Annotated in this window: 18 protein-coding genes; 16 read left to right on the plus strand and 2 right to left on the minus strand. The window is 65.4% G+C overall.

Annotated features, from left to right (window positions below):
• The first annotated feature begins 654 nt into the window (after window positions 1-654).
• The 8 genes from A5705_RS24290 (at window position 655) to A5705_RS24325 (ending at window position 10,511) form a co-directional block, all read left to right on the plus strand.
• Window positions 655-954 carry a PE family protein gene (locus A5705_RS24290; protein WP_067877658.1) on the plus strand — a complete coding sequence of 100 codons (300 nt, stop codon included), beginning with the start codon at window positions 655-657 and terminating at the stop codon, window positions 952-954.
• An 18-nt stretch (window positions 955-972) separates the two neighbouring features.
• Window positions 973-2,409, plus strand: a complete 1,437-nt coding sequence (locus A5705_RS24295; RefSeq protein WP_068280478.1) for a PPE family protein — start codon at window positions 973-975, stop codon at window positions 2,407-2,409.
• A gap of 142 nt (window positions 2,410-2,551) precedes the next feature.
• Window positions 2,552-4,462 carry a glycosyltransferase family 39 protein gene (locus A5705_RS24300; protein WP_156763214.1) on the plus strand — a complete coding sequence of 637 codons (1,911 nt, stop codon included), beginning with the start codon at window positions 2,552-2,554 and terminating at the stop codon, window positions 4,460-4,462.
• Entirely contained in the window at window positions 4,452-5,210 is a 759-nt protein-coding gene (locus tag A5705_RS24305) for a hypothetical protein (protein WP_156738334.1), read from the plus strand. Before A5705_RS24300 ends, A5705_RS24305 begins: the two co-directional genes overlap by 11 nt.
• Window positions 5,197-6,621 carry a lipopolysaccharide biosynthesis protein gene (locus A5705_RS24310; protein WP_068280481.1) on the plus strand — a complete coding sequence of 475 codons (1,425 nt, stop codon included), beginning with the start codon at window positions 5,197-5,199 and terminating at the stop codon, window positions 6,619-6,621. Before A5705_RS24305 ends, A5705_RS24310 begins: the two co-directional genes overlap by 14 nt.
• Window positions 6,622-6,661: 40 nt before the next feature.
• Window positions 6,662-7,819, plus strand: coding sequence for a hypothetical protein (locus A5705_RS24315; protein WP_068280484.1), 1,158 nt, complete (start codon window positions 6,662-6,664; stop codon window positions 7,817-7,819).
• Window positions 7,816-8,823 carry an aldo/keto reductase gene (locus tag A5705_RS24320; RefSeq protein WP_068280487.1) on the plus strand — a complete coding sequence of 336 codons (1,008 nt, stop codon included), beginning with the start codon at window positions 7,816-7,818 and terminating at the stop codon, window positions 8,821-8,823. The genes A5705_RS24315 and A5705_RS24320 overlap by 4 nt, the downstream gene beginning before the upstream one ends.
• A complete protein-coding gene (locus A5705_RS24325) occupies window positions 8,820-10,511 on the plus strand; it encodes a GMC oxidoreductase (RefSeq protein ID WP_068280590.1) in 1,692 nt (563 codons plus the stop codon). Before A5705_RS24320 ends, A5705_RS24325 begins: the two co-directional genes overlap by 4 nt.
• A 61-nt stretch (window positions 10,512-10,572) precedes the next feature.
• Here A5705_RS24325 and rfbF (A5705_RS24330) read toward each other — a convergent pair whose 3' ends face one another.
• A complete protein-coding gene (gene rfbF / locus A5705_RS24330) occupies window positions 10,573-11,349 on the minus strand; it encodes a glucose-1-phosphate cytidylyltransferase (RefSeq protein ID WP_067877628.1) in 777 nt (258 codons plus the stop codon).
• A gap of 276 nt (window positions 11,350-11,625) precedes the next feature.
• Here rfbF (A5705_RS24330) and rfbG (A5705_RS24335) point away from each other — a divergent pair, with 276 nt between their 5' ends.
• From rfbG (A5705_RS24335) to A5705_RS24355, 5 genes are all read left to right on the plus strand, one after another.
• Entirely contained in the window at window positions 11,626-12,645 is a 1,020-nt protein-coding gene (rfbG, locus tag A5705_RS24335; RefSeq protein ID WP_067877884.1) for a CDP-glucose 4,6-dehydratase, read from the plus strand.
• Between the two features lie 160 nt (window positions 12,646-12,805).
• A complete protein-coding gene (locus A5705_RS24340) occupies window positions 12,806-14,023 on the plus strand; it encodes a glycosyltransferase family 2 protein (RefSeq protein ID WP_082956667.1) in 1,218 nt (405 codons plus the stop codon).
• Window positions 14,020-15,339, plus strand: coding sequence for a UDP-glucose/GDP-mannose dehydrogenase family protein (locus tag A5705_RS24345; protein WP_068280493.1), 1,320 nt, complete (start codon window positions 14,020-14,022; stop codon window positions 15,337-15,339). Before A5705_RS24340 ends, A5705_RS24345 begins: the two co-directional genes overlap by 4 nt.
• 16 nt (window positions 15,340-15,355) lie before the next feature.
• Window positions 15,356-16,345, plus strand: a complete 990-nt coding sequence (locus A5705_RS24350) for a UDP-glucuronic acid decarboxylase family protein (protein ID WP_068280496.1) — start codon at window positions 15,356-15,358, stop codon at window positions 16,343-16,345.
• 140 nt (window positions 16,346-16,485) lie between these two features.
• On the plus strand, window positions 16,486-18,066 hold the full coding sequence (locus A5705_RS24355) for a GMC oxidoreductase (protein WP_231982559.1): 1,581 nt from the start codon (window positions 16,486-16,488) through the stop codon (window positions 18,064-18,066).
• Window positions 18,067-18,085: 19 nt separating this feature from the next.
• On the opposite strand, the gene rfbF (A5705_RS24360) is transcribed toward A5705_RS24355, so the two are convergent.
• Window positions 18,086-18,862, minus strand: coding sequence for a glucose-1-phosphate cytidylyltransferase (gene rfbF / locus A5705_RS24360; RefSeq protein WP_067877628.1), 777 nt, complete (start codon window positions 18,860-18,862; stop codon window positions 18,086-18,088).
• A gap of 276 nt (window positions 18,863-19,138) precedes the next feature.
• On the opposite strand from rfbF (A5705_RS24360), the gene rfbG (A5705_RS24365) reads away from it, so the two are divergent.
• The 3 genes from rfbG (A5705_RS24365) (at window position 19,139) to A5705_RS24375 (ending at window position 22,789) form a co-directional block, all read left to right on the plus strand.
• A complete protein-coding gene (gene rfbG, locus A5705_RS24365) occupies window positions 19,139-20,158 on the plus strand; it encodes a CDP-glucose 4,6-dehydratase (RefSeq protein ID WP_067877884.1) in 1,020 nt (339 codons plus the stop codon).
• Window positions 20,159-20,318: 160 nt separating this feature from the next.
• Entirely contained in the window at window positions 20,319-21,578 is a 1,260-nt protein-coding gene (locus tag A5705_RS24370; protein ID WP_082956668.1) for a glycosyltransferase family 2 protein, read from the plus strand.
• A 239-nt stretch (window positions 21,579-21,817) separates the two neighbouring features.
• Complete coding sequence (locus A5705_RS24375) at window positions 21,818-22,789, plus strand: cytochrome D1 domain-containing protein (RefSeq protein ID WP_197516945.1); 972 nt, start codon at window positions 21,818-21,820, stop codon at window positions 22,787-22,789.
• Window positions 22,790-22,861: the final 72 nt, after the last annotated feature.

Here is a 22,861-nt window from a genome sequence, read left to right on the forward strand (position 1 = left end):
GAGCAGGTCGGCGCTGCTGCGGCGGGACGACCCGGTTGTGTTGGTCGCCTTCGAAAATCTGACCGAACAACTCTGGACGGACGAGCGATAACTGTCCCCGACGCTCAACCCCGTTCGGCGCAGCCGGCCCGGGCGCCTCGTCGTCCGACCCTAGGCGGCCGCCCGGTCGCAGATCGGCTGGTTGGGCCCCCGACGCCCGGCTTGCAGCCGGTGCGTCCAAGCCCTGATTTCCTTGCAACGCGCCGAACGGCGGCCTGAACGCGGCAGGTGGTGCCCTCGCGTGAACCGCGCCGGGTGTCGAAAGGCTTGGCCGGCGTGCACCACCAATGGCCGGGCCGGACGCGGCGACACGGTACCGGGTCGTGCCCAGATCGCTGTTGCTTGCGGCCCCTTGCCCGTGTCGAGGCGCGGCCGCCGAGCGGCCCTTCGCCGCGGCGCCGTGTCGGCAGTCTGTTCTACGGGCCTCGTCCCGGACTTCCGCATGCCTTATGCCCTAAAAGAGACCACAAGTCACCAGATCGGTTTACGATATGACAAAGAGTATGTATTATTGCCCTCAAGGTGCATAGTCAGTATACGCACCGGAGTGGCGCCCTGGACCGCGGTAGTCGCGGCCGCCTCTTAGGGGCCTGCTTCCGTTAGGAGGAGGAGAACATGTCGTTCGTGACCACCCTGCCGGCGATGCTGGCGTCGGCGGCCGGAGAGCTGCAAAGCATCGGCGCTGCAGTGGCCGCCGGGAATACGGCGGCAGCAGCCCCCACGACCGGTGTAGTCCCGGCTGCCGCCGACGAAGTGTCGGCACTGACGGCGGCGCAGTTCGCCGCGCACGGTGTCATGTACCAAGAAGTGAGCGCCCAGGCCACCGCGATTCACGAATTGTTCGTCAGCACCCTGGCGACCAGCGCGGGTTCCTACGCGGCCACCGAGGCTGCCAACGCAGCCGCGGTCCTCTGAGGTCGCAGGGGTTTCAGCATGGATTACGGGGCGTTACCGCCGGAGATCAACTCCGGTCGGATGTATGCCGGTCCAGGCGCGGGGTCGATGCTGGCCGCCGCAGGCGCCTGGAACGGGTTGGCCGCCGAATTGGAGTCCGCCGCATCGTCTTTCGGGTCGGTGGTCTTGGCGCTCACCAGTGGCCCCTGGGTGGGTCCGTCGGCGACGGCGATGGCGGCTGCAGCCGCACCCTACGTGGCGTGGATGGGCGCGACCGCCCAGCAGGCTGAGCTGGCGGCCAGCCAGGCACTCGCCGCGGCGGCCGCCTACGCGGCAGCGTTTGCGATGACGGTGCCGCCGCCGGAGATCGCGGCCAACCGCGCACTGCTGATGATGTTGGTCGCGACGAACTTTTTCGGTCAGAACACGCCGGCGATCGCGGCCACGGAGGCCCAATATGCCGAAATGTGGGCCCAGGACGCCGTGGCGATGTACGGCTACGCCGCGAATTCGGCGGCAGCCACCGCACAAGTGGTGCCCTTCACCGCGGCGCCGGACACCACCAACCTCGGTGGGTTGGCCGCCCAGGGGGCCGCGAGCGCCCAGGCCGTCGGTTCTTCGACGGGCACCGGGGTGCAGTCCGTCCTGTCCCAGCTGATTTCCAGCCTCTCCGGGGCGCTACAGAGCCTCACCTCGCCCCTCGCGTCGACATCGGGAGTTTCGGGCATCCTGGGTGATCTCTTGGGCGGGTCATCCGCGTCGTCCTCGACCGGGGGGTTCCTGGGCGGGCTTTCGTCGTCCGGTTTCTCGCTCGGAGGCATCGCGTCAAGCTACGCCACCGTCCCGGCGTGGTTTGGCATGTTCGTGGCGGAAGGCGCACTCGGACCCCTCATGGGTACGCCGATAAGTAATGCACTGTCCGGCGCCGCCGGCCCCGCCGGCGCGGGCGCAGCCGACGCTGCGGCGGCGGCCGCCGACAGCGCGGCCGCGGCAGCACAGGGTGCGTTGGGCTCCGGTGTCGGCGACATTGCAGGCCTGGGCGGCCTGGCCGGCCTGGGGCAAGCGGCTGAGGTCGGGGGGCTGTCGGTGCCGGCGAGCTGGGGCTGGGCCACGGCGGGTCTGCCGGCGGCGTTGGGATCGGTTCCGCTGGGGATGCCGGCCGCCGCGGCTGTGCCGTTGGATGTCGGCGCCGGGCTGGGTTTCCCATTCATGTTCCCAGGGCTACCGCGGGAGGCCGTAGCGGCCGGCGCCGGCGCGGTCGCGGGCGCTGCTGCGGCGAAATACGGGTCGCGCCTCAGGGTGGTGGCGCGCCCGCCGGCCGCCGGATACCCCGCCGCCGACCCGGCAGTTGCCGCGTCAAAACCGAAATATCCGCCGATACCCGCCGGATTTCCGACAAACGGAAGCACGCCGCCCGGATACCAGGCGGCCGTCATCTACGTGCCGACCAACGGGCACGCGCCGGCCGACGCGTGACACGCAGGGGACGCGTCAATGTACCGGATGTCTATCGGCCTTGCGCGACAAGCGGATTGAAAACTCTCGAGATGTGTAGCTACGAGTGCGATCGCGTTCCTGGTGTGAGCGATCTCGCCGCCGAGCAACAAGTGACGGCTTGATGGCGAGCATCGAGCTGGCCGGGCCTCCCCCTGGTGCCGGTGATGTTGATGCCCTTCGGCCCGGCGGAAGCCCATTGGACCCGGGCCGCAAAGAGGCCCGCAACGGCATCCCCGACGCCCTGCTTGTCGTTTCGATCGGCGTCTTCCTCGTAGCTCTGGCCTATGCCCGCTCGAGGACGAGTTCCAGTTTTGGCACCCCCTTGTTCTGGACCGGCCAGGTGCTCATATTCGCTTTCGTCGTCTATCGCGTACTGAAAGCGTCTACGTCGGCTCGCGAGCGCGAAGTCTTGGTGCTCCTGTACGCCGGTGCCCAGTCCGCGATCAGGTGGGCATACAGCCCAGTGATGTTCCAGTGGTGCGATGAGCTGCAGCATTTGGGATCGCTTCTCAACGCCCTGCGGACGCATCATCTCTTCCACACGAATCATGACCTGCCGATCAGCCCTTGGTACCCGGGCATGGAGAATGTCACTGCCGAGCTGGTCCAGGTGTCGTCGGCAAGCACATTCGTCGCCGGTGTCGTCATCGCCAGTGCTTCGCACGTATTGCTCGCAGCGGCTGTCCTACTTCTCTTTCGCGAGGTTTCTCGGTCGTCGCGCGTGGCGTGCATCGGCGTAATACTGTATTTGCTCAGCCCGCAGATCCACTATTTCGACACATCATTCATCTACGAAAATGTGGCGTTGCCGTTCCTGGCCCTGTCGATTTTCTTTGCAATCCGTTTCGCGGCGCATGAGCGCCGACGCCATCAGAGCCTCGCCGGCATGTTGGCTTGCGTCGCGATCGCCGTGATGACGCATCACGCGACGGCGCTGGCAACGGTCGCCATTCTGGCCGGCATTGCACTGGCGACATCGCTGTTCGCCAGTACCCGCGACCTGGCACGGCGTCTTGCGGTCTCTGCCGGGGCGGGGGCGCTCGTCGTTGGATGCTGGATGTTCTTCGTCGCACCCGCCACCGCCGACTACCTCGGGGATGCGGGGCCGCAAATCCTCAATGGCCTGGCGCAGCTCGGGAAGGCCGACGGAAAGAGCAAGCTGCCGACAAGCCTCGCGATCCCGCTCGTCGACCGCCTGTGCAACCCGGGCGGCGTCGCGCTGATGCTGGTACTGCTCGCGGTGAGCGTTCGTCTTGCGCGCCCCCTGCCGCCGTTGCAGCGGCTATTCATCTGCTTGGCGCCCGGTTTGTATGCGCTGATGATTGTGATACGCCTCTTTGTCGGTTCCCCGCCCAACGGAGAGCACCCGGACGGCGCCGAGCTGGCGATCCGTTCGCTCACGTACTTTTCGATCTTCACCGCCCTGGCGGTGGCCGTGGTTTTGGACCGTCTCGTCACAACTGCGGCCACCCGCCGCGGTAGGTCAGTGCCGATGCCGAGCGGCCAGGTAACCGCAACGGCGATTGCCATCGTGCTGCTGCTGCACTCGATCACCACCGGCCTGCCGCAGTGGTGGCAGCGGCTTCCGGGTCCGTTCCTGGTCGACGGTTACGTAAGTGGAATAGACAGCGTCGGCACGGCCAGGGGCGAATGGGCGGCAAAGAATCTGCCGGCAGGTGCCCGTTACTTCGGCGACGTCACGTCGCTTGTTCTGGTGTCCTCATTGTCCGAGCTGGATCCCATCGCCGGCCCGGGCTCGCTTTATGACACCACCCGCCTCACCCCGGAGGACTCTGCGCTTATCGGTGGCCTGCTGGCCACGTACCTGGACGTGGACACGCGAATGGCCCAACAGGCTCCTGTTACTCGATACCTGTTCAAATCGGATGTCATGGCCGGAACGAGGGAATCGCCCCTATACGCGGGCAATCTGGCCAAGTTCGACAATCTTGCCGGAATATCTCGAATCTATGATTCGGGCTACGACCATTTCTACGACCTACGAGCGATGCAGAATATTTATGGACACTAAATTGCGTAAGATCGACTGCGTCCTGTTGGGGGCGCTGGTGTGCTACGGCGTGTCCGTGTTGCCATTCATTCCTCGTGAATTTTCGAATGCGGCGGGCACAGTTCTGTGTTTCATTCTGACCGGGGTCGCCGGCGCGAGCGCGATCTTGCCTAGCCGGGTGAACGGCGTCGCGCGATTGACCGCCATCGTCGCCTGCTCGTTGGGGACGGGGATCGTCGGTGGCCTGATCATCAATATCCTTCCCTCAGGGCTGGTGCGGTTCAATTGGCTCACGTACGCATTCGCAACGACGCTCATCGCCTATGCGGTGGCGCGTGTGCGTGGCGCAGGCGGTCCGCTGGAGTGGAAGCCCGGCGATTTTCCGAGCCTGAGCCTGAGCCGGGCCTCGGCCGTCAAAGTTTGCGCTTCGGTGGTCGCGCTGGGCGCGGCTGTCGTCGTGTCGATCAGCAGTTCGCATCACGGGCAAACGCCTTTCACCGAGGTGTGGTTCCTCCCCGACGGCCCCGAACATTCTCCGGTTGGTGCGACCGGTGCTGTGCTTGGTATGAAAAGTCATGAGACCTCGAGTGAGGAATTCGTCGTCGTCGTCAACACCGGTTTGCAGGTGACGACGCATCACGTCACGCTCGCTCCGAACCAGACGTGGACCCGGGACTTCTCCGTGGGCGGCGAGAAACCACTGGCCACCGTGTATCGAGGCCGCGTGGCCGACCCTCCGTACAGGACGGTGTGGTTTGTCCGGCGGTGACGGCGTGGGCGCGCTCCGTCGCGCGGCGCAGATCCCACACAAGCGGTGGCTTGGTCCTCTGCTCGAGCGTGGCAACGCTTCGAAGTCCGGTGGACATCGCGTCATCTCGATTGCGCTGGCGCTCTTCAGCACGACCGTCTTGACCGCGGGACTGGGCTTCGCGTTCTGGGCCCTCGCAGCCCACATCACCACCACCGAGGTCGTCGGCCGCGCGTCCGCAGTGCTCTCTGCGATGCAGCTCATCGGAACCTTCTGCACGCTGGGCTTTCACATCCTGCTGATCGCCGAACTTCCGAGGCGCGACGGTGCCGAGGTGAAGCGTCTGGTCGTCACCAGCCTGGGAATCGCCGGCGCTTTGGCGTTCGCGATCGCGGCGGCATACGCCGTCGTCAATCACGTCGCGACCAAGACCGGTGAATGGCTCTACGCCACGCCGGGCGGCATAGCGCTCTTCGGTGTCGGCACAGCCCTGACGACGGTGACGATCATCCTGGATGGCGCGCTGGTCGGAGTCCAACGAGCCGGGCGGCAGACGTCACGCAATCTGGTGTTCTCACTCGTCAAACTCGTCGCGCTGCCCATCGCGGCTTTTGCCGTCGGCCTGTCGCCGCAAATCGTGTTCTCGGTCTGGCTGCTGGGAAACCTCGTCTCGTTGCTGGCCCTCGGGCTGCGAACCAAGGCTCCGCAAGAATGGCTGAAGACGGCGCCGTCCCTGCGGGGATTCTTCCCGCTGTGGCGTTCGGGGGCGGGTTATCACTGGATCAACGTCGCCACCCACACCCCGGCGCTCGTTCTGCCGATCATGGTCACCGCCCAGCTGGGCGCCGACGTCAACGCGGGTTTTTATGCGGCTCTTCTCTTGGTGAGCGTCGTCTGGATCGTTCCGTGCCATCTGTCCACCGCCATGTTGACCCTCGACCATGGCAACAGCGACCACTTCGGGCGTGGGCTCGGCACCGCGCTGCGGCTGTCAGGGGTGGTATCCGTTCTCGCTGCCGCGGGAGCTGCCGCCTTGGCAGGTCCGCTCCTGGCAATCTTCGGTCCCGGGTACGCACAGGCCCGCGATTGCTTTATCGCCCTCGCGGCTTGCACGTTCCCCCTCGCAATCAAGTTCATCTACATCCCCGTACGCCGGGCGCAGGGTGCCCTGGGCAAGGCCGCCCTGGCGGTGACCCTCGGCGCGGTCCTGGAACTCGGCGGTGCCGAGCTCGGACTCAAGCTTGGTGCCGTGACCGGCCTCGGCATCGCGTTCGGCGTGGCGACGCTGCTGGAGGCGGCATGCTTCTGGCCGACCATCCAGAAGGCGCGGAAGTCGTCGGATCGGCAGGCCGCGGACGCGGAGCAAAGTCGCCGCGGCCAACAACCAGAGATCCCTGAGATAGTCTGTGCCCTTGGGAATTACGGTGCCTAAGGGAAAGCATCGCGCTCGCTCTCCACGCCGCCGATGGAACGTGCCGCACCTGCGCCCGATCATCGCCGGTTTCGTCATCGCTGCGCTTGCGCTGCCGTTTGCCGATGCGGTTATGGTGACAGTCGGCGAGCGGAGCGGGGCGTTCGAACAGCGCGGGGTGGTGTTGCCGACATGGAAAGTTCAAGGCTATGAGGGGCCGGCCGCGACGCAAGCGACCGGCGACATCGCCGGCCTCGGCGCCACCTGGATTCAGTTCACCCCGACATGGCGGATGGCCACAGCGACGTCGAGCAATGTCGACGTTGCGTACAGCGTCACCGACGCCGCTTTGCTGACAGAGATCGACCTCGCCCGCAGCAAAGGCCTGAAGATCTTGTTGAAGCCGCATGTCGACCCCCAGGACGGCACAAACCGCTGGGCGATCAAACCGTCTGACCGCGCGGCCTGGTTCAGCTCCTACCAATCGATGATCACCCACTACGCCGCTATCGCCCAGCAGAAAGGCATCGACGAGTTCTCGGTGGGCTGCGAGCTGGCCACCATGACGGGTTCCGCGGATCAGAGCGCGTGGCTGACGGTCATCAAGGCCGTGAAAGCCTTGTACAGCGGTCCGCTCGTCTATGCGGCCACCGTCGACGAATACCGCAACGTGTCATTTTGGGATCAGCTCAATCTCGTTGGGGTCGACGCCTATTTCCCGTTGAGCACCAGGCCGACGACGGATGTCTCGGCGCTGGAGGCGGCGTGGATTCCGATTCGGGACCAAATGTCGGCGTTCGCCGTCCAAGTCGGGCGCCCGATCCTGTTCACCGAGGCGGGCTATCCCAGCCTGGTGGGTGCGGCGGTGGAGCCCTGGAACAACGAATACAGCACAACACCCTCCCAGCCGGAGCAGGCCGCCGCTTATGAGGCGTTGCTCTCGACGTTCAGCGGCCAGCCCTGGTGGGCCGGGGCATTCTGGTGGTCGTGGTGGACAGACAATGGGATTTACGGCCCGCTTGATCACGCGTTACGGGGAAAGCTCGCCGAATCGGTTCTGCGGAATTGGTGGGCTTCGGTCCCGTATCGGGGAACCGCCAAGACGTGTGAGGCGGACGCATCCGGGGACGGGGGTGCCCCCCACATCTGCGGCTCATCGGCCAAGAACACACCGCGGCCCTCTGCCGGGATGCGCAATTGGGCAGGACCAGAACAATGACCGATTCTCCCTCGACCGAACCGTCGACCGCGTCGCGGGGCCATGCGGTCGGATTCGGCTGCGCAAGCCTGTACGGCCTGCCCGGAAGGCGGGAGCGCCGTGCGGTCTTGGAATCTGCCTACGACCTCGGGATCAGACATTTCGACGTGGCGCCCATCTACGGCCTCGGCCTGGCGGAAACCGAGTTGGCGGATTTTGCCCAAACACATCCCGATATCCGGATCGCGACGAAGTTCGGCATGAGGCCGACGGTGATCGGCCACCTCGCCGGTTTGGTCCAGCCCCCGATCCGCCGAATACTGCAGACGTCCTCCGCGGTGAAATCCAAAGTCAAGCAATCCGGTGCCGCGCCCGAAGCCGGCGCTGTCGGCCGCGTTCTCTACACCCGCCGGAATTACTCGGTGACGACCGCCCGGCGCGCGCTCGTGTCGAGCCTGCGGGCCCTGCGCGTCGAGCGAATCGACTACTTCCTGCTGCACGAACCGGCCGGCGTGCTGGGCCATGACTACAACGAGGTCGTCGACTACTTGGAGACTGAACGCAGCCGGGGCGTGATCGGATACTGGGGACCGGCCGGTGACCTGTCACGCGGGGACGACGCGTTGTTGGCCGACCTCAGCGCGCGGGCGTCCGCGCTTCAGTTTCCTTACGATCTGATCGCCGGATATTGGGGACCGCCGCCGGAGCAGACTCGGCCACTGATAACTTTCGGCTTCCTTTCCGGAACGCTACCGCGCGTACAGGGTGTTCTGCGTCGCGAGCCGGAGTTCCGGCAGCAGTGCAGCGAGCTGCTCGATGCGGACCTTGCGGATCCGCAAAGCGTGCTCAGGCTGCTCGTGCGTGACGCGGTGAGGCACAACCGGGGCGGAACGGTGCTGCTCTCGTCGACCAAGATCAAACACCTCGAAATGGCTTACGCGAGCGCGCATGTCCCCCTCCGCAACGAGGCCCAGGTGGCGTGCATGATCCGCAATGAATGCCTCGGTACCCGGGCGGCGCGATGATCGTCTCCGCGAGAGAGATTCCGGACGGCGGGTGCCTGGAAGCGGGCCTGGTCGTGATCGGGGCAGGGCCGGCGGGCATCGTCTGTGCGCTCGAGGCGGCGAGGAGGGGTGTCGACGTTGTCCTCCTCGAGACCGGGAACAGCAAACCAAGCCCCGAGTATCAGAAGCTGTCGGTTGCTCATCGACGGCACCCCGACGTGCATGCACCGGTCGAGCTGGCGATCAGCCGCCAGCTCGGCGGTACGTCTTCGATCTGGGGTGGGCGGTGCGTTCCCTATGACCGCATCGACTTCGCCGAGCGCGACATCGTGCCGGGCTCTACCTGGCCCGTCACCTACGAGGATCTGCAGTGCTATTTCGAACCGGCCTGCCAATGGATGCTCTGCGGTCGCTCGATCTTCAACGTCAGCGAGCTCGACCACCTGCCCCGGCACATGATCGCGGGTCTCGAGGACGGCGCAGTTTGCACGTCGTCGCTCGAACGCTGGTCGCTTCCAACCAATTTCGGCAAGGTGTACTTCGACGATCTCCGCGATGCGGCCGGCCTCAAGGTCATTACCGACGCGACCTGTGTGCGGATCAACCTCGATGACGACGAAGATCGTGCCAAAGACATTGAATGCAAGACGCTTTGGGGGCACTCGTTCACCGTCGCCGCCGAGAACGTGATCGTGGCGGCGGGCGGATTGGAAAGTGCTCGATTGCTGATGTGCTCGCCGGGCCGGGGAGGCCGAAGCATCGGTGACCATTCCGGTCAGCTGGGTCACTGGTACATGGCCCATCTCGAGGGTGTGATCGCAGATCTGGTGTTGACGACGCCCGTCGACGACACGATCTATTGGTACGAGCGCGATGTCGACGGTTCTTACGTCCGGCGCAGATTCAGTTTCACCGAAAGCTATCTGCTCGAACACGGCTTACCGAATATCTCGGGATGGATCGCCAATCCGGAGCTGGCCGACGCGTCGCACCGCAATGCGCACCTGTCGTTGACGTATCTGGCGCTGATCTCGCCCCTGGGATTCTTGTTCGCACCTACCGCGCAACGGCTTTCACTGACCGGTTCCAACATCCCGGGGACGCCGTACGGGATGGCAACGCGATCGTCGGTGTGGGCGCATCTTGGTAATGTGCTGCGGCAACCGATCCAAACGATAAAGTTCTTCGTCGACTTCGGCATCAAGCGGGTGTTCGCCAGGGGCCGCAAGCCGCCGGGCTTCTTCGTCGGCAACGCCGCGAACCGCTACCCCTTTCAGTACCACGCCGAACATCTGCCGCACTACGAGAGTTGCGTAACGCTCGCCGATGACGTTGATGACCTCGGCATGCCGAAACTCGACATCGATATCCGATTCACGGACGAAGACATCCAAGGCGTACTGGCGGCGCACAGGCACTGGGACGATTACCTGCGCGCCAGCGGCGTCGGGCGGCTCGAGTATCTGGCGGACGACCTCGCCGCGGCGGTGCGCGCGCGTACCGGCGGCGGTTTCCACCAGGTCGGAACCACCCGCATGTCAAAGGATCCGGAGAAGGGCGTGGTCGACGAAAATCTCGCCGTCCACGGTGTCCCGAATGTCCACGTTGTGAGCAGCTCGGTGTTCGTGACATCCGGCCAGGCCAACTCCACCTTCATGATTGTCGTACTCGCCCTTCGCCTCATCGAACGGCTGTACGGAGCCCGCTAGATCGTCGGCCCGGGCCCACCCCATTCCCCATTTTGCGGGGTGAGTGGTTGGTGGGGTGGGGTTAGTTCCAGATTTTCCAGGGTGGGTTGCCGGTGTTCCAGAGGTTGTTGAGGGCTTGGGATTCGCGGTAGGTGTCCATGGGTTGCCAGAATCCGTGGTGGGCGTAGGCGGCGATTTGGCCGTCTTTGGCGAGTCGGAGGAGTGGTTGGTCTTCGAGGACGGTGTCGTCGCCGTCGAGGTAGTCGAAGATTTCGGGTTCGAAGATGAAGTAGCCGATGTTGATCCAGTCTTCGGTTTTGGGTTTTTCGCGGAAGGTGGCGACGACGCCGTCTTGGTGGAGGTCGATGACGCCGAATCGGCTCATGGGTTGGGTGGCGGTGACGGTGGCGAGTTTGCCGTGGTTGCGGTGGAATTCGAGGAGGGCGTTGATGTTGACGTCGGCGATGCCGTCGCCGTAGGTGCATAGGAAGGTTTCGTTGCCGACGTATTTGTGGATGCGTTTGATGCGGCCGCCGGTCATGGTGGTCAGGCCGGTGTCGGCGACGGTGACTTGCCAGTTGAATTCGTCGTGTGAGCCGTGGTGGCGGATGCTGGATTGGTCGCCGAGGGTGATGGTGAAGTCGAGGTTGGCTACGCCGTAGTTGGCGAAGTAGCTTTTGATGTGTTCGCTTTTGTAGCCGGTGCACACGATGAAGTCGTTGATGCCGTGGTGGCCAAGGATTTTCATGATGTGCCAGAGCACGGGTCGGCCGCCGACTTCGACCATGGGTTTGGGGCGGAATTCGGTTTCTTCGCGCATGCGGGTGCCCAGGCCGCCGGCCAGCAGTACGGCTTTCATGACTGGTGGTTCCGTGGTGTCGGTGTCGGTGTCGGTGTCGGTGGGGTGGTCATGGTGGGCTGCCTATCTGTGGGTGGGCCGGCGGTGCGCGCGGCGGCGGAGACCGGGTGGTGGTTGTAGGGCGCAGTATCCTGCTGCTCTGCGGTAATGCCCGGGATTGTCATATCGTGTACCCTCCTGGACTAGGTTATCACGTACTTTATGGATGTATAGGGCTCATTTGAGCAACTTCTGGTTTACTATGTGAAAGTCAGCCACACACGTGAGGAGATCCCTGTGCACTACCTGGTCACCGGACACACCGGGTTCAAAGGGTCCTGGCTTACGCTGCTCCTGCTCAGCCGCGGGCACCGGGTATCCGGTGTGGCCGCTGTGGAGCCGCCCGAGGGCGGCCTGTTCAAGCGGGCGGCGCTCGCGGACCAGCTTGCCTGCGACTTCCGGCTGGACATCCGTGACGCGGAGGAGACCGCGGCGGCGTTGTCGGCGGCGGCTCCGGATGTCGTGGTGCACATGGCCGCCCAGCCGTTGGTCCGGGAGTCGTACCGCAAGCCGCGGGACACCTACGAGATCAACGCCATGGGCACGCTCAGCGTGCTGGAGGCCGTCGCGGCCACGCCGTCGGTGCGTGCGCACGTCGTGGTGACCACCGACAAGGTCTACCGCAACAACAACCAGAAGGCCGGTTACGTCGAAACCGACCCTCTCGGTGGCGACGATCCTTACAGCGCGTCGAAGGCGATGGCCGATCTGCTGGTCCAGTCCTGGACCCGCAGCTTCCCCGGCGTTCCCACCGCTATTGCCCGCGCCGGCAACGTCATCGGCGGCGGCGACTCCAGTCGAGACCGGCTCCTGCCAGACCTGACGGCCGCCTTCGCGCGCGGCGAGGCGCCTCGGTTACGGTTTCCGCACGCGGTGCGGCCGTGGCAGCACGTGCTGGATTGCCTCAACGGCTACCTCACCGTCGCCGATGCGCTGCTGGCCGGTTCCGGCCTGGGACAGTGGAACATCGGGCCGGGCCCCGACAGCTTCGTCGAGGTCGGCGAAGTGGCCACGCTGGCGGCCGAGCTTTGGGGCGGCGGCGCGCACTGGGACCTCGACGGTGACAATCACCCGCACGAGGCGAACCTGCTCGCTCTCGATACCTCCAAGACACAGCGCGAACTGGGCTGGCACGGCCGGCTCAGCTTCCGCGATGCCGTGGCATGGACGATCGACTGGGAGCGGCGCGTGCACGCGGGGGCCGACGTGCTCACGGTGACCCGCGAGCAGATCGACGCGTTCGAAAGCCTGCAGTGAGCGACTTCGACCCGCCCCCCGAATCGGTGCCGCCGGGGCTGCCGATCCGGCCCGTTCACGACGGGCCCGTTGCGTTCCCGGTGGCCCGAGCATTCAACGCGGTCATCGCGTAGAGGGATCATGGTGGGCATCGCGTTTTTGCCGAGTCGATGGTTGCGCTGTGCGTGAGGTCGGGCGGGGTGGGTTGCGGGCGCCGGCGTGGGTGGTCGACGTTGAGTTGGGGCGTGGGTATGGGGATGAGGTCGTCGATGTGGGGCGGTTTGCGGCGGCGTGGTGTTTGGTGCGCAGGGACGGTGTTCCGGTGGCGACGCGGTTTTTGGACTTGGCGGGCGAGTCGTCGATCGTGTTGGCCGAGTTGCGGGATCGTTTTGGCGCGCTGAGGCTGCCGCGGCCGGTGGAGGTGTTCGACGGTGGTGCGGTGTCGCTGACGGTGGTGATCTGCACGCGTGATCGGCGTGCGGGTTTGGTGCAGACGTTGGCCAGCTTGGCCCGGCAGTCCGATCCGGGTTTTGAGGTGTTGGTGGTCGACAATTCGGGTGAGGGTGCGGTGGCGCGCACGTTGGGTGAGTTCGAGGGTCTGCGGCTGCGGTGTTGTCATGAGCCGGCGCCGGGTTTGTCGCGGGCCCGCAACCGCGCGCTGGCCGAGGTGGGCAGTGAGTTCGTCGCCTGGATCGACGATGACGAGGTGGCCGATCCGGACTGGGTGGCCTGGATCAAGCGGGGGTTTGGGTGTCCCGAGCGCCCCGATGCGGTGGTGGGGTTGATGCTGCCGGCGGAGTTGGAGACCGACGCCCAGGTCAATTTCGAACGCTACGGGGGGTTCAACAAGGGCCGTGGCGTGGAGCCGGTGGTGCTGCGTGCGGGCACCGCGTCGGTCTGGGATCCGCTTTATCCGCTGCCCAATTTCGGCGCCGGGGGCAATATGGCCTTTCGGACCGACACGCTGCGCGCCATCGGCGGCTTCGACAATCGACTCGGCGCCGGGACCCTCACCCATGGTGGGGAGGAGACGCGGGCGTTGTCGCTGCTGCTCGAGAACGGCTCGACGATCCTGCACTGGCCGCCGGCCATCACCTGGCACTACCACCGCCGCACCGACGAAGCCCTGGAAAAGCAGTTCTTCGGGTACTCGGCGGGCCTGACCGCGTTCTACATGAGCATGATCTTGACCTCCCCGCACTATCTGTGGCGGATCCTGCGGTTCGTCCCGCGCGGCCTCAAACGCATGCTGGCCAACCGCGGCTCCGGACAGCCCGAGCTGACCGGGGGCGTCCCGGAAAACCTCCTGCGGGCCGGCAGAAAGGGCCTCCTGCAAGGCGCCTGGCTCTACCTCCAAGAAACCCGCCATCAACACCGCACCGAATCCGGTGTCCGGTGAAGATCTCGGTGATCGGCTCCGGCTACGTCGGCCTCGTCACGGGCGCCTGCCTCGCCGACAGCGGCAATGACGTCGTCTGCGTCGACATCGACCACGCCAAGATCGACCAGCTCCGTTCGGGAAGGGTGCCCATCTACGAGCCCGGCCTGGCCGAGCTGATCGACAGGAACCGCGAGAACGGATCCATCGACTTCACCACCGACACGCGGCGCGGGGTCGAACACGGGGACGTGATATTCATCGCCGTCGCGACGCCCATGGGTCGCAGCGGCGCGGCCGACCTCTCCCACGTCTATTCCGTGGCCGATGACATCGGCTCGCACATGGATCGCTACAAGGTCGTGGTCGACAAGTCGACCGTCCCGGTCGGCACGGCCGACGAGGTTCGGGCGATCATCGACAAGAACGCGAAGCACGAGTTCGACGTCGTGTCGAATCCCGAATTCCTGAAGGAAGGCACGGCTATTGCCGACTTCATGAAGCCCGACCGCGTGGTGATCGGCTGCGACTCCAAGCGCGCCCTCGACATCATGCGCGAGCTCTACGAGCCGTACCTGCGCACTTTCAATCCGCTGATCACGATGGACGTCCGGAGCGCCGAGATGGCCAAATACGCGGCCAACTGCTTTCTGGCGACCAAGATCTCCTTCATCAACGAGATTTCGAACCTGTGTGAGCGGGCCGGCGCTGATATCTCGGCCGTGCGCGAGGCCATCGGGGCGGACAAGCGCATCCGCTATGAGTTCCTGTTCCCCGGCGTGGGCTACGGCGGCTCCTGCTTGCCGAAAGACGTTCAGGCCCTGATACATACCGGCGTCGGCCTGGGCGCGGACATGCGTTTGCTGCGTGCGGTCGACCACGTCAACAGCGGGCAGAAGATCGCCCTGGTATCAAAGATCCTTTCCCACTTCGGGGACCGCCACGGTCCCGCGACGAATCTGGACGGCCTGCGCTTCGGGCTCTGGGGCCTCAGTTTCAAGCCCCAGACCGACGATATGCGCGAAGCGCCGTCCGTCGTCACCGCGCGCAGGCTGGTCGAGCTCGGTGCCACCGTGCGGGCCTACGATCCCGAAGCGGCCGTGCAGGCGAAGAGGGCGCTGGGGGATTCGATCGAGTATGCCGGGAGCATGTACGAGGCCGTCGACGGCGCCGATGCGCTGCTCCTGGTCACCGAGTGGAAGCAGTTCCAGCGGCCATCCTGGCAGCGCCTCAAGTCGGTGATGCGCGGTTTCGTCGTGTTCGACGGCCGGAACATCTACGAGCCAAAGCGCGTGCGGGCCGAGGGATTTGACTACTACGGCATGGGCCGGAACTAGGACTGAGGAGAAGCACATGAGAGCCCTCGTCGCGGGCGCCGCCGGTTTCCTGGGATCCCACCTCTGCGACCGTCTGCGCCGCGACGGTGTCGAGGTTCTCGGGCTCGACAACTTCTACAGCGGCAGCCGGGAAAACCTCAGTCACCTCGAGAACGACCCGGGCTTCGGCTTCCTCGAGCACGACATCACACGACCGTTGGACGCGGCGGCGGCCGGCCCGCTGGACGTCATCTTCAACATGGCCTGCCCGGCGGCGCCGCTCACATACCAGCGCGATCCCCTGTTCACCCTCGAGACGAACTATGCCGGGGTCAAGAACCTCCTCGAACTGGCCCGCGACAAGGACGCGATCATGCTCCAATCCTCGACCAGCGAGGTCTATGGGGATCCCACGGTTCATCCCCAGGTCGAGAGCTACTGGGGCAACGTCAACTGTTTCGGTGTGCGGAGTTGTTATGACGAGGGCAAGCGGATCGCCGAGACGCTGATGCTGGAATACGCCCACCGCTACCGGGTCCGAATCAAAGTCGTCCGCATCTTCAACACCTACGGCCCGAGGATGGATCCGGAGGACGGCCGCATCATCGGCACCTTCATCGCCCAGGCGCTGCGGGATGAACCGATCACGGTGTTCGGGGACGGCAACCAGACCCGCTCCTTCTGCTACGTCGACGACCTGGTCGACGGACTGGTCAGGATGGCCGCGAGCGCACCGTCGTTCATCGGACCCGTCAACCTTGGCGGCACGGCGGAATTCACCGCCCTGGCGGCCGCGAACATCATCAAGGAGATGACCGGATCCCGCTCGGCGATCGTCTTCACGGCCCTGCGGCAGGACGACCCCAAGCAACGGAAGCCCGACATCAGCCTCGCCGAATCCAGGCTCGGTTGGCGTCCCCAAGTCCCTTTCGAGCAAGGGGTCGCGCGAACTATCGAATACTTCAGTGGCACCAGCGGGATGGAGCGCTGCGTACTGCCCACAGTGACCGCAGGCACGGGACTGTGACGACGACGCCCGGATCGTGTTCGTCATCGTCGCCCGGCCGGGGCCAGGCTTCGGGCCATCCTGCGCTGAGGAGTTCGGTTCTGGCTGACGGCGACCTGAGTCCGCGCGAGGCCGAGCGCATCGAGTGGGACGTTATCGTCGTGGGTACCGGCATGGGGGGCGGGATGCTGGGCCATTGGCTGGCCCGCGCGGGCCGCAAGGTGCTGTTCGTCGAGAAAGGACGCTCGACGCTGCCCGGAACACCGGGAACGATTCGCTCCGCGATTCCCGAACTTGCCGAGCCGCGCGCCTACCGTTCCGCCGCAACCTATTTCGACGCCCTGGCCCGGTCCGGGCGCTCCACCGACGAGGTCGAAGACATCAGCGGGCGGCGCCCGAAGCGGTTCGTGCCGTTCATCGGCAGCGGCACCGGCGGGTCCTCGGCCCTCTACGGTATGGTCTGCGAACGCTTTTTCGTCCGCGATTTCACGCCCCGGCAAGACTTCACCGACCCCGGCGATTCCACCGTGCCCGAGGCCTGGCCGATCAGCTACGACGAGCTGCGGCCCTGGTACGCCGAGGCCGAAAAGCTGCTGGGGGTGCGCGGCCAGCCCGATCCACTGCGCCCGGAAGCCGCCGAGATCGGATTGCCTGCGGCGCCGCCGTTTTCACCCGACAACGAGCCGCTGGTCAACCATTTGGCAGGCCGCGGCCTGCATCCCTACCGCCTGCCGATGGCCTGCGACTACACCGACGGGTGTGCCACCTGTCAGGACCATCTGTGCGAGAAGTTGTGCAAAAACGACGCCGGCCGCAACGGGGTGCTGCCCGCCGTCGCCGAGTACGGCGCCCAGCTGCTGACCGAATGCCGGGTGGTGCGTCTGGAGGCGGACTCCGCCCGGGTGCGGCGGGTGATCTGCCGGCATCGCTCCGATCTGCTGGCCCTGAAGGCGAAGGTTGTGGTGCTGGCCGCCGGCGCGCTGGCCAGCCCGGTGCTGTTGCTCAATTCCCGGTCGGGTGATTGGCCGCGTGGACTGGCCAATGGGTCGGACTGGGTGGGGCGCAATTTGATGCGCCATCTGTTGGACCCGATCGAGATCTGGCCACACCGCGACTACAAGACCACAGCGGCAAACAAAGAGATCGGGCTCAACGACTTCTATTTCTGGGAGGGGCAGAAATACGGCACCGTGCAATCCTTCGGGCCGCTGCCGCCGATGGAATGGCTGACCAATCGGCCAGACTGGCGAAGCAGGGCGCTGCGCCTCGCGAGCCCTGCGGTGCGCCAGGTCTACCAGAGAATCTTGACCGGCGGACTGGTGCTGGTCGCGATGACCGAAGACCTGCCCTATCTGGACAACCGAGTCCTGCCGTGCGACCGGCCCAGCCCGGACGGGCGCCAACGACTGCGCTTTCAGTACCGCTTACACCCCAGTGAGATCCGGCGCCGCGCGGCGTTTTTGCGCCAACTCAAAGAGGTGCTGCAACCGTTTCGGACGATGTCGCTGGTGAGCGGCGAGGGCAACTCGAACCTGGGCCACGTCTGCGGGACGTGCCGCTTCGGCACCGATCCGAAAACCAGCGTGCTGGACCCCCACAACCGGGCGCACGAAGTCGACAACCTCTACGTGGTGGACAGCTCGTTCTTCCCCTCCAGCGCAGGTTTGAACCCCAGTCTGACGGTCGCTGCCAACGCGTTGCGGGTGGCCGCATACGTCGACCAAGTGCATTTTGCGGGGTGATTGGGTTGGTGGGGTGGGGTTAGTTCCAGATTTTCCAGGGTGGGTTGCCGGTGTTCCAGAGGTTGTTGAGGGCTTGGGATTCGCGGTAGGTGTCCATGGGTTGCCAGAATCCGTGGTGGGCGTAGGCGGCGATTTGGCCGTCTTTGGCGAGTCGGAGGAGTGGTTGGTCTTCGAGGACGGTGTCGTCGCCGTCGAGGTAGTCGAAGATTTCGGGTTCGAAGATGAAGTAGCCGATGTTGATCCAGTCTTCGGTTTTGGGTTTTTCGCGGAAGGTGGCGACGACGCCGTCTTGGTGGAGGTCGATGACGCCGAATCGGCTCATGGGTTGGGTGGCGGTGACGGTGGCGAGTTTGCCGTGGTTGCGGTGGAATTCGAGGAGGGCGTTGATGTTGACGTCGGCGATGCCGTCGCCGTAGGTGCATAGGAAGGTTTCGTTGCCGACGTATTTGTGGATGCGTTTGATGCGGCCGCCGGTCATGGTGGTCAGGCCGGTGTCGGCGACGGTGACTTGCCAGTTGAATTCGTCGTGTGAGCCGTGGTGGCGGATGCTGGATTGGTCGCCGAGGGTGATGGTGAAGTCGAGGTTGGCTACGCCGTAGTTGGCGAAGTAGCTTTTGATGTGTTCGCTTTTGTAGCCGGTGCACACGATGAAGTCGTTGATGCCGTGGTGGCCAAGGATTTTCATGATGTGCCAGAGCACGGGTCGGCCGCCGACTTCGACCATGGGTTTGGGGCGGAATTCGGTTTCTTCGCGCATGCGGGTGCCCAGGCCGCCGGCCAGCAGTACGGCTTTCATGACTGGTGGTTCCGTGGTGTCGGTGTCGGTGTCGGTGTCGGTGGGGTGGTCATGGTGGGCTGCCTATCTGTGGGTGGGCCGGCGGTGCGCGCGGCGGCGGAGACCGGGTGGTGGTTGTAGGGCGCAGTATCCTGCTGCTCTGCGGTAATGCCCGGGATTGTCATATCGTGTACCCTCCTGGACTAGGTTATCACGTACTTTATGGATGTATAGGGCTCATTTGAGCAACTTCTGGTTTACTATGTGAAAGTCAGCCACACACGTGAGGAGATCCCTGTGCACTACCTGGTCACCGGACACACCGGGTTCAAAGGGTCCTGGCTTACGCTGCTCCTGCTCAGCCGCGGGCACCGGGTATCCGGTGTGGCCGCTGTGGAGCCGCCCGAGGGCGGCCTGTTCAAGCGGGCGGCGCTCGCGGACCAGCTTGCCTGCGACTTCCGGCTGGACATCCGTGACGCGGAGGAGACCGCGGCGGCGTTGTCGGCGGCGGCTCCGGATGTCGTGGTGCACATGGCCGCCCAGCCGTTGGTCCGGGAGTCGTACCGCAAGCCGCGGGACACCTACGAGATCAACGCCATGGGCACGCTCAGCGTGCTGGAGGCCGTCGCGGCCACGCCGTCGGTGCGTGCGCACGTCGTGGTGACCACCGACAAGGTCTACCGCAACAACAACCAGAAGGCCGGTTACGTCGAAACCGACCCTCTCGGTGGCGACGATCCTTACAGCGCGTCGAAGGCGATGGCCGATCTGCTGGTCCAGTCCTGGACCCGCAGCTTCCCCGGCGTTCCCACCGCTATTGCCCGCGCCGGCAACGTCATCGGCGGCGGCGACTCCAGTCGAGACCGGCTCCTGCCAGACCTGACGGCCGCCTTCGCGCGCGGCGAGGCGCCTCGGTTACGGTTTCCGCACGCGGTGCGGCCGTGGCAGCACGTGCTGGATTGCCTCAACGGCTACCTCACCGTCGCCGATGCGCTGCTGGCCGGTTCCGGCCTGGGACAGTGGAACATCGGGCCGGGCCCCGACAGCTTCGTCGAGGTCGGCGAAGTGGCCACGCTGGCGGCCGAGCTTTGGGGCGGCGGCGCGCACTGGGACCTCGACGGTGACAATCACCCGCACGAGGCGAACCTGCTCGCTCTCGATACCTCCAAGACACAGCGCGAACTGGGCTGGCACGGCCGGCTCAGCTTCCGCGATGCCGTGGCATGGACGATCGACTGGGAGCGGCGCGTGCACGCGGGGGCCGACGTGCTCACGGTGACCCGCGAGCAGATCGACGCGTTCGAAAGCCTGCAGTGAGCGACTTCGACCCGCCCCCCGAATCGGTGCCGCCGGGGCTGCCGATCCGGCCCGTTCACGACGGGCCCGTTGCGTTCCCGGTGGCCCGAGCATTCAACGCGGTCATCGCGTAGAGGGATCATGGTGGGCATCGCGTTTTTGCCGAGTCGATGGTTGCGCTGTGCGTGAGGTCGGGCGGGGTGGGTTGCGGGCGCCGGCGTGGGTGGTCGACGTTGAGTTGGGGCGTGGGTATGGGGATGAGGTCGTCGATGTGGGGCGGTTTGCGGCGGCGTGGTGTTTGGTGCGCAGGGACGGTGTTCCGGTGGCGACGCGGTTTTTGGACTTGGCGGGCGAGTCGTCGATCGTGTTGGCCGAGTTGCGGGATCGTTTTGGCGCGCTGAGGCTGCCGCGGCCGGTGGAGGTGTTCGACGGTGGTGCGGTGTCGCTGACGGTGGTGATCTGCACGCGTGATCGGCGTGCGGGTTTGGTGCAGACGTTGGCCAGCTTGGCCCGGCAGTCCGATCCGGGTTTTGAGGTGTTGGTGGTCGACAATTCGGGTGAGGGTGCGGTGGCGCGCACGTTGGGTGAGTTCGAGGGTCTGCGGCTGCGGTGTTGTCATGAGCCGGCGCCGGGTTTGTCGCGGGCCCGCAACCGCGCGCTGGCCGAGGTGGGCAGTGAGTTCGTCGCCTGGATCGACGATGACGAGGTGGCCGATCCGGACTGGGTGGCCTGGATCAAGCGGGGGTTTGGGTGTCCCGAGCGTCCCGATGCGGTGGTGGGGTTGATGCTGCCGGCGGAGTTGGAGACCGACGCCCAGGTCAATTTCGAACGCTACGGGGGGTTCAACAAGGGCCGTGGCGTGGAGCCGGTGGTGCTGCGTGCGGGCACCGCGTCGGTCTGGGATCCGCTTTATCCGCTGCCCAATTTCGGCGCCGGGGGCAATATGGCCTTTCGGACCGACACGCTGCGCGCCATCGGCGGCTTCGACAATCGACTCGGCGCCGGGACCCTCACCCATGGTGGGGAGGAGACGCGGGCGTTGTCGCTGCTGCTCGAGAACGGCTCGACGATCCTGCACTGGCCGCCGGCCATCACCTGGCACTACCACCGCCGCACCGACGAAGCCCTGGAAAAGCAGTTCTTCGGGTACTCGGCGGGCCTGACCGCGTTCTACATGAGCATGATCTTGACCTCCCCGCACTATCTGTGGCGGATCCTGCGGTTCGTCCCGCGCGGCCTCAAACGCATGCTGGCCAACCGCGGCTCCGGACAGCCCGAGCTGACCGGGGGCGTCCCGGAAAACCTCCTGCGGGCCGGCAGAAAGGGCCTCCTGCAAGGCGCCTGGCTCTACCTCCAAGAAACCCGCCATCAACGCCGCACCGAACCGGCCCGTGGAGTTCGGTGGCCGGCGCAATCACGTGACAGTCGGCTGGCCGGATAGCAGGAATGATCGCAGGCAACGTAGTGGCACAGGACGCGGACCGGGCGCGAATATCTCCGTCGTTCCACGATGGCGTGCTGACCTGGACCGAACACAGGACTCGCCCGCCGGCCAGTCCGACCCGATACGAACCCCGCCCGCCGGCCGGTCCGCGCGCGCCCAAACCGTCGCGGCAACGGCAAAAAGCCGCCGAGAAGCCGAAGCGGACCCCGAAACCCCCGCGCGCGCGACTGGCCGCCATGCATCCTGCCCAACTCGAGGCGATGATGGGGCTCGTACTCGCGGTCTTCGTCGCCGGCCTGTTCGGCATGATCAATTTGGTCAACCGGCCTGTGCACACGAACGCCGTGTTCGTCGGCACGGCCCCGAACGCGGTGGCGGTGGACCCGGTCACCAATACCGTCTATGTCACCAACAACCTCACCGAGACGATGTCGGTGATCGACGGGTCGAAACGCGCGGTCATCGCCACCGTGCCGGTCGGCCACCACCCGGACGGCGTGGCGGTGGATCCGGGCACCCACACGGTCTACGTGGCCAACTCCGACTCCCACACCGTGTCGGTGATCGACGGGTTGACCCGCAAGGTCACAGCCACCGTGCCCGTCGGCAACACCCCGTTCGGGGTGGCGGTGGATCCGGGCACCCACACCGTCTTCGTCGCCAACTACGGCCACCCCACGGTGTCGGTGATCGACGGGTCGACGCACACGGTCATCGCCACCGTGCCCGTGGGCAACGGCCCGTTCGGGATAGCGGTGGATCCGGCCACCCACGTTGTCTACGCCACCAATTCCGGTGACCACACGGTCTCCGTGATCGACGGGTTGACGTACGCCGTCACCGACACCGTGCCCCTTGGCAACACCGCCGGCGGGGTGGCGGTGGACCCCGACACCCACACCGTGTACGTCGCCAACTACGGCCACCCCACCGTGTCGGTGATCGACGCCTCCAGGCGCATCGTCATCGACAGCATCCGCGTCGGCAACAACCCGTTCGGGGTGGCGGTGGATCGAGACACCCACACCGTCTACGTCACCAACTTCGCTGACAGCACGCTGTCGGTGATTGACGGCTCGACGCACGCCGTCACCGAAACCGTGCCCGTCGGCAACAACCCGGACGCGGTGGCGCTGGATCCGGACAGCCGCACCGTCTACGTCACCAACTACGCCGACCACATGCTGTCAGTGCTCGCGGCGCGATAGTCAGCCACAATCCGCAAGAAAACCGAAGGGTTAGATATTGTCGTCATTCTATGCTAAAAGTATGTATAGAGC

This window comes from Mycobacterium sp. E787, from assembly GCF_001668725.1.
Lineage (GTDB): Bacteria > Actinomycetota > Actinomycetes > Mycobacteriales > Mycobacteriaceae > Mycobacterium.

Excerpts from the sequence above, each read along its gene's own strand:
- A5705_RS24290 (WP_067877658.1), top strand. The coding sequence starts at position 655 with ATGTCGTTCGTGACCACCCTGCCGGCGATGCTGGCGTCGGCGGCCGGA.
- A5705_RS24295 (WP_068280478.1), top strand. The coding sequence starts at position 973 with ATGGATTACGGGGCGTTACCGCCGGAGATCAACTCCGGTCGGATGTAT.
- A5705_RS24300 (WP_156763214.1), top strand. The coding sequence starts at position 2,552 with ATGGCGAGCATCGAGCTGGCCGGGCCTCCCCCTGGTGCCGGTGATGTT.
- A5705_RS24305 (WP_156738334.1), top strand. The coding sequence starts at position 4,452 with ATGGACACTAAATTGCGTAAGATCGACTGCGTCCTGTTGGGGGCGCTG.
- A5705_RS24320 (WP_068280487.1), top strand. The coding sequence starts at position 7,816 with ATGACCGATTCTCCCTCGACCGAACCGTCGACCGCGTCGCGGGGCCAT.
- A5705_RS24325 (WP_068280590.1), top strand. The coding sequence starts at position 8,820 with ATGATCGTCTCCGCGAGAGAGATTCCGGACGGCGGGTGCCTGGAAGCG.
- rfbF (WP_067877628.1), bottom strand. The coding sequence starts at position 11,349 with ATGAAAGCCGTACTGCTGGCCGGCGGCCTGGGCACCCGCATGCGCGAA.
- A5705_RS24350 (WP_068280496.1), top strand. The coding sequence starts at position 15,356 with ATGAGAGCCCTCGTCGCGGGCGCCGCCGGTTTCCTGGGATCCCACCTC.
- rfbF (WP_067877628.1), bottom strand. The coding sequence starts at position 18,862 with ATGAAAGCCGTACTGCTGGCCGGCGGCCTGGGCACCCGCATGCGCGAA.
- A5705_RS24375 (WP_197516945.1), top strand. The coding sequence starts at position 21,818 with ATGCATCCTGCCCAACTCGAGGCGATGATGGGGCTCGTACTCGCGGTC.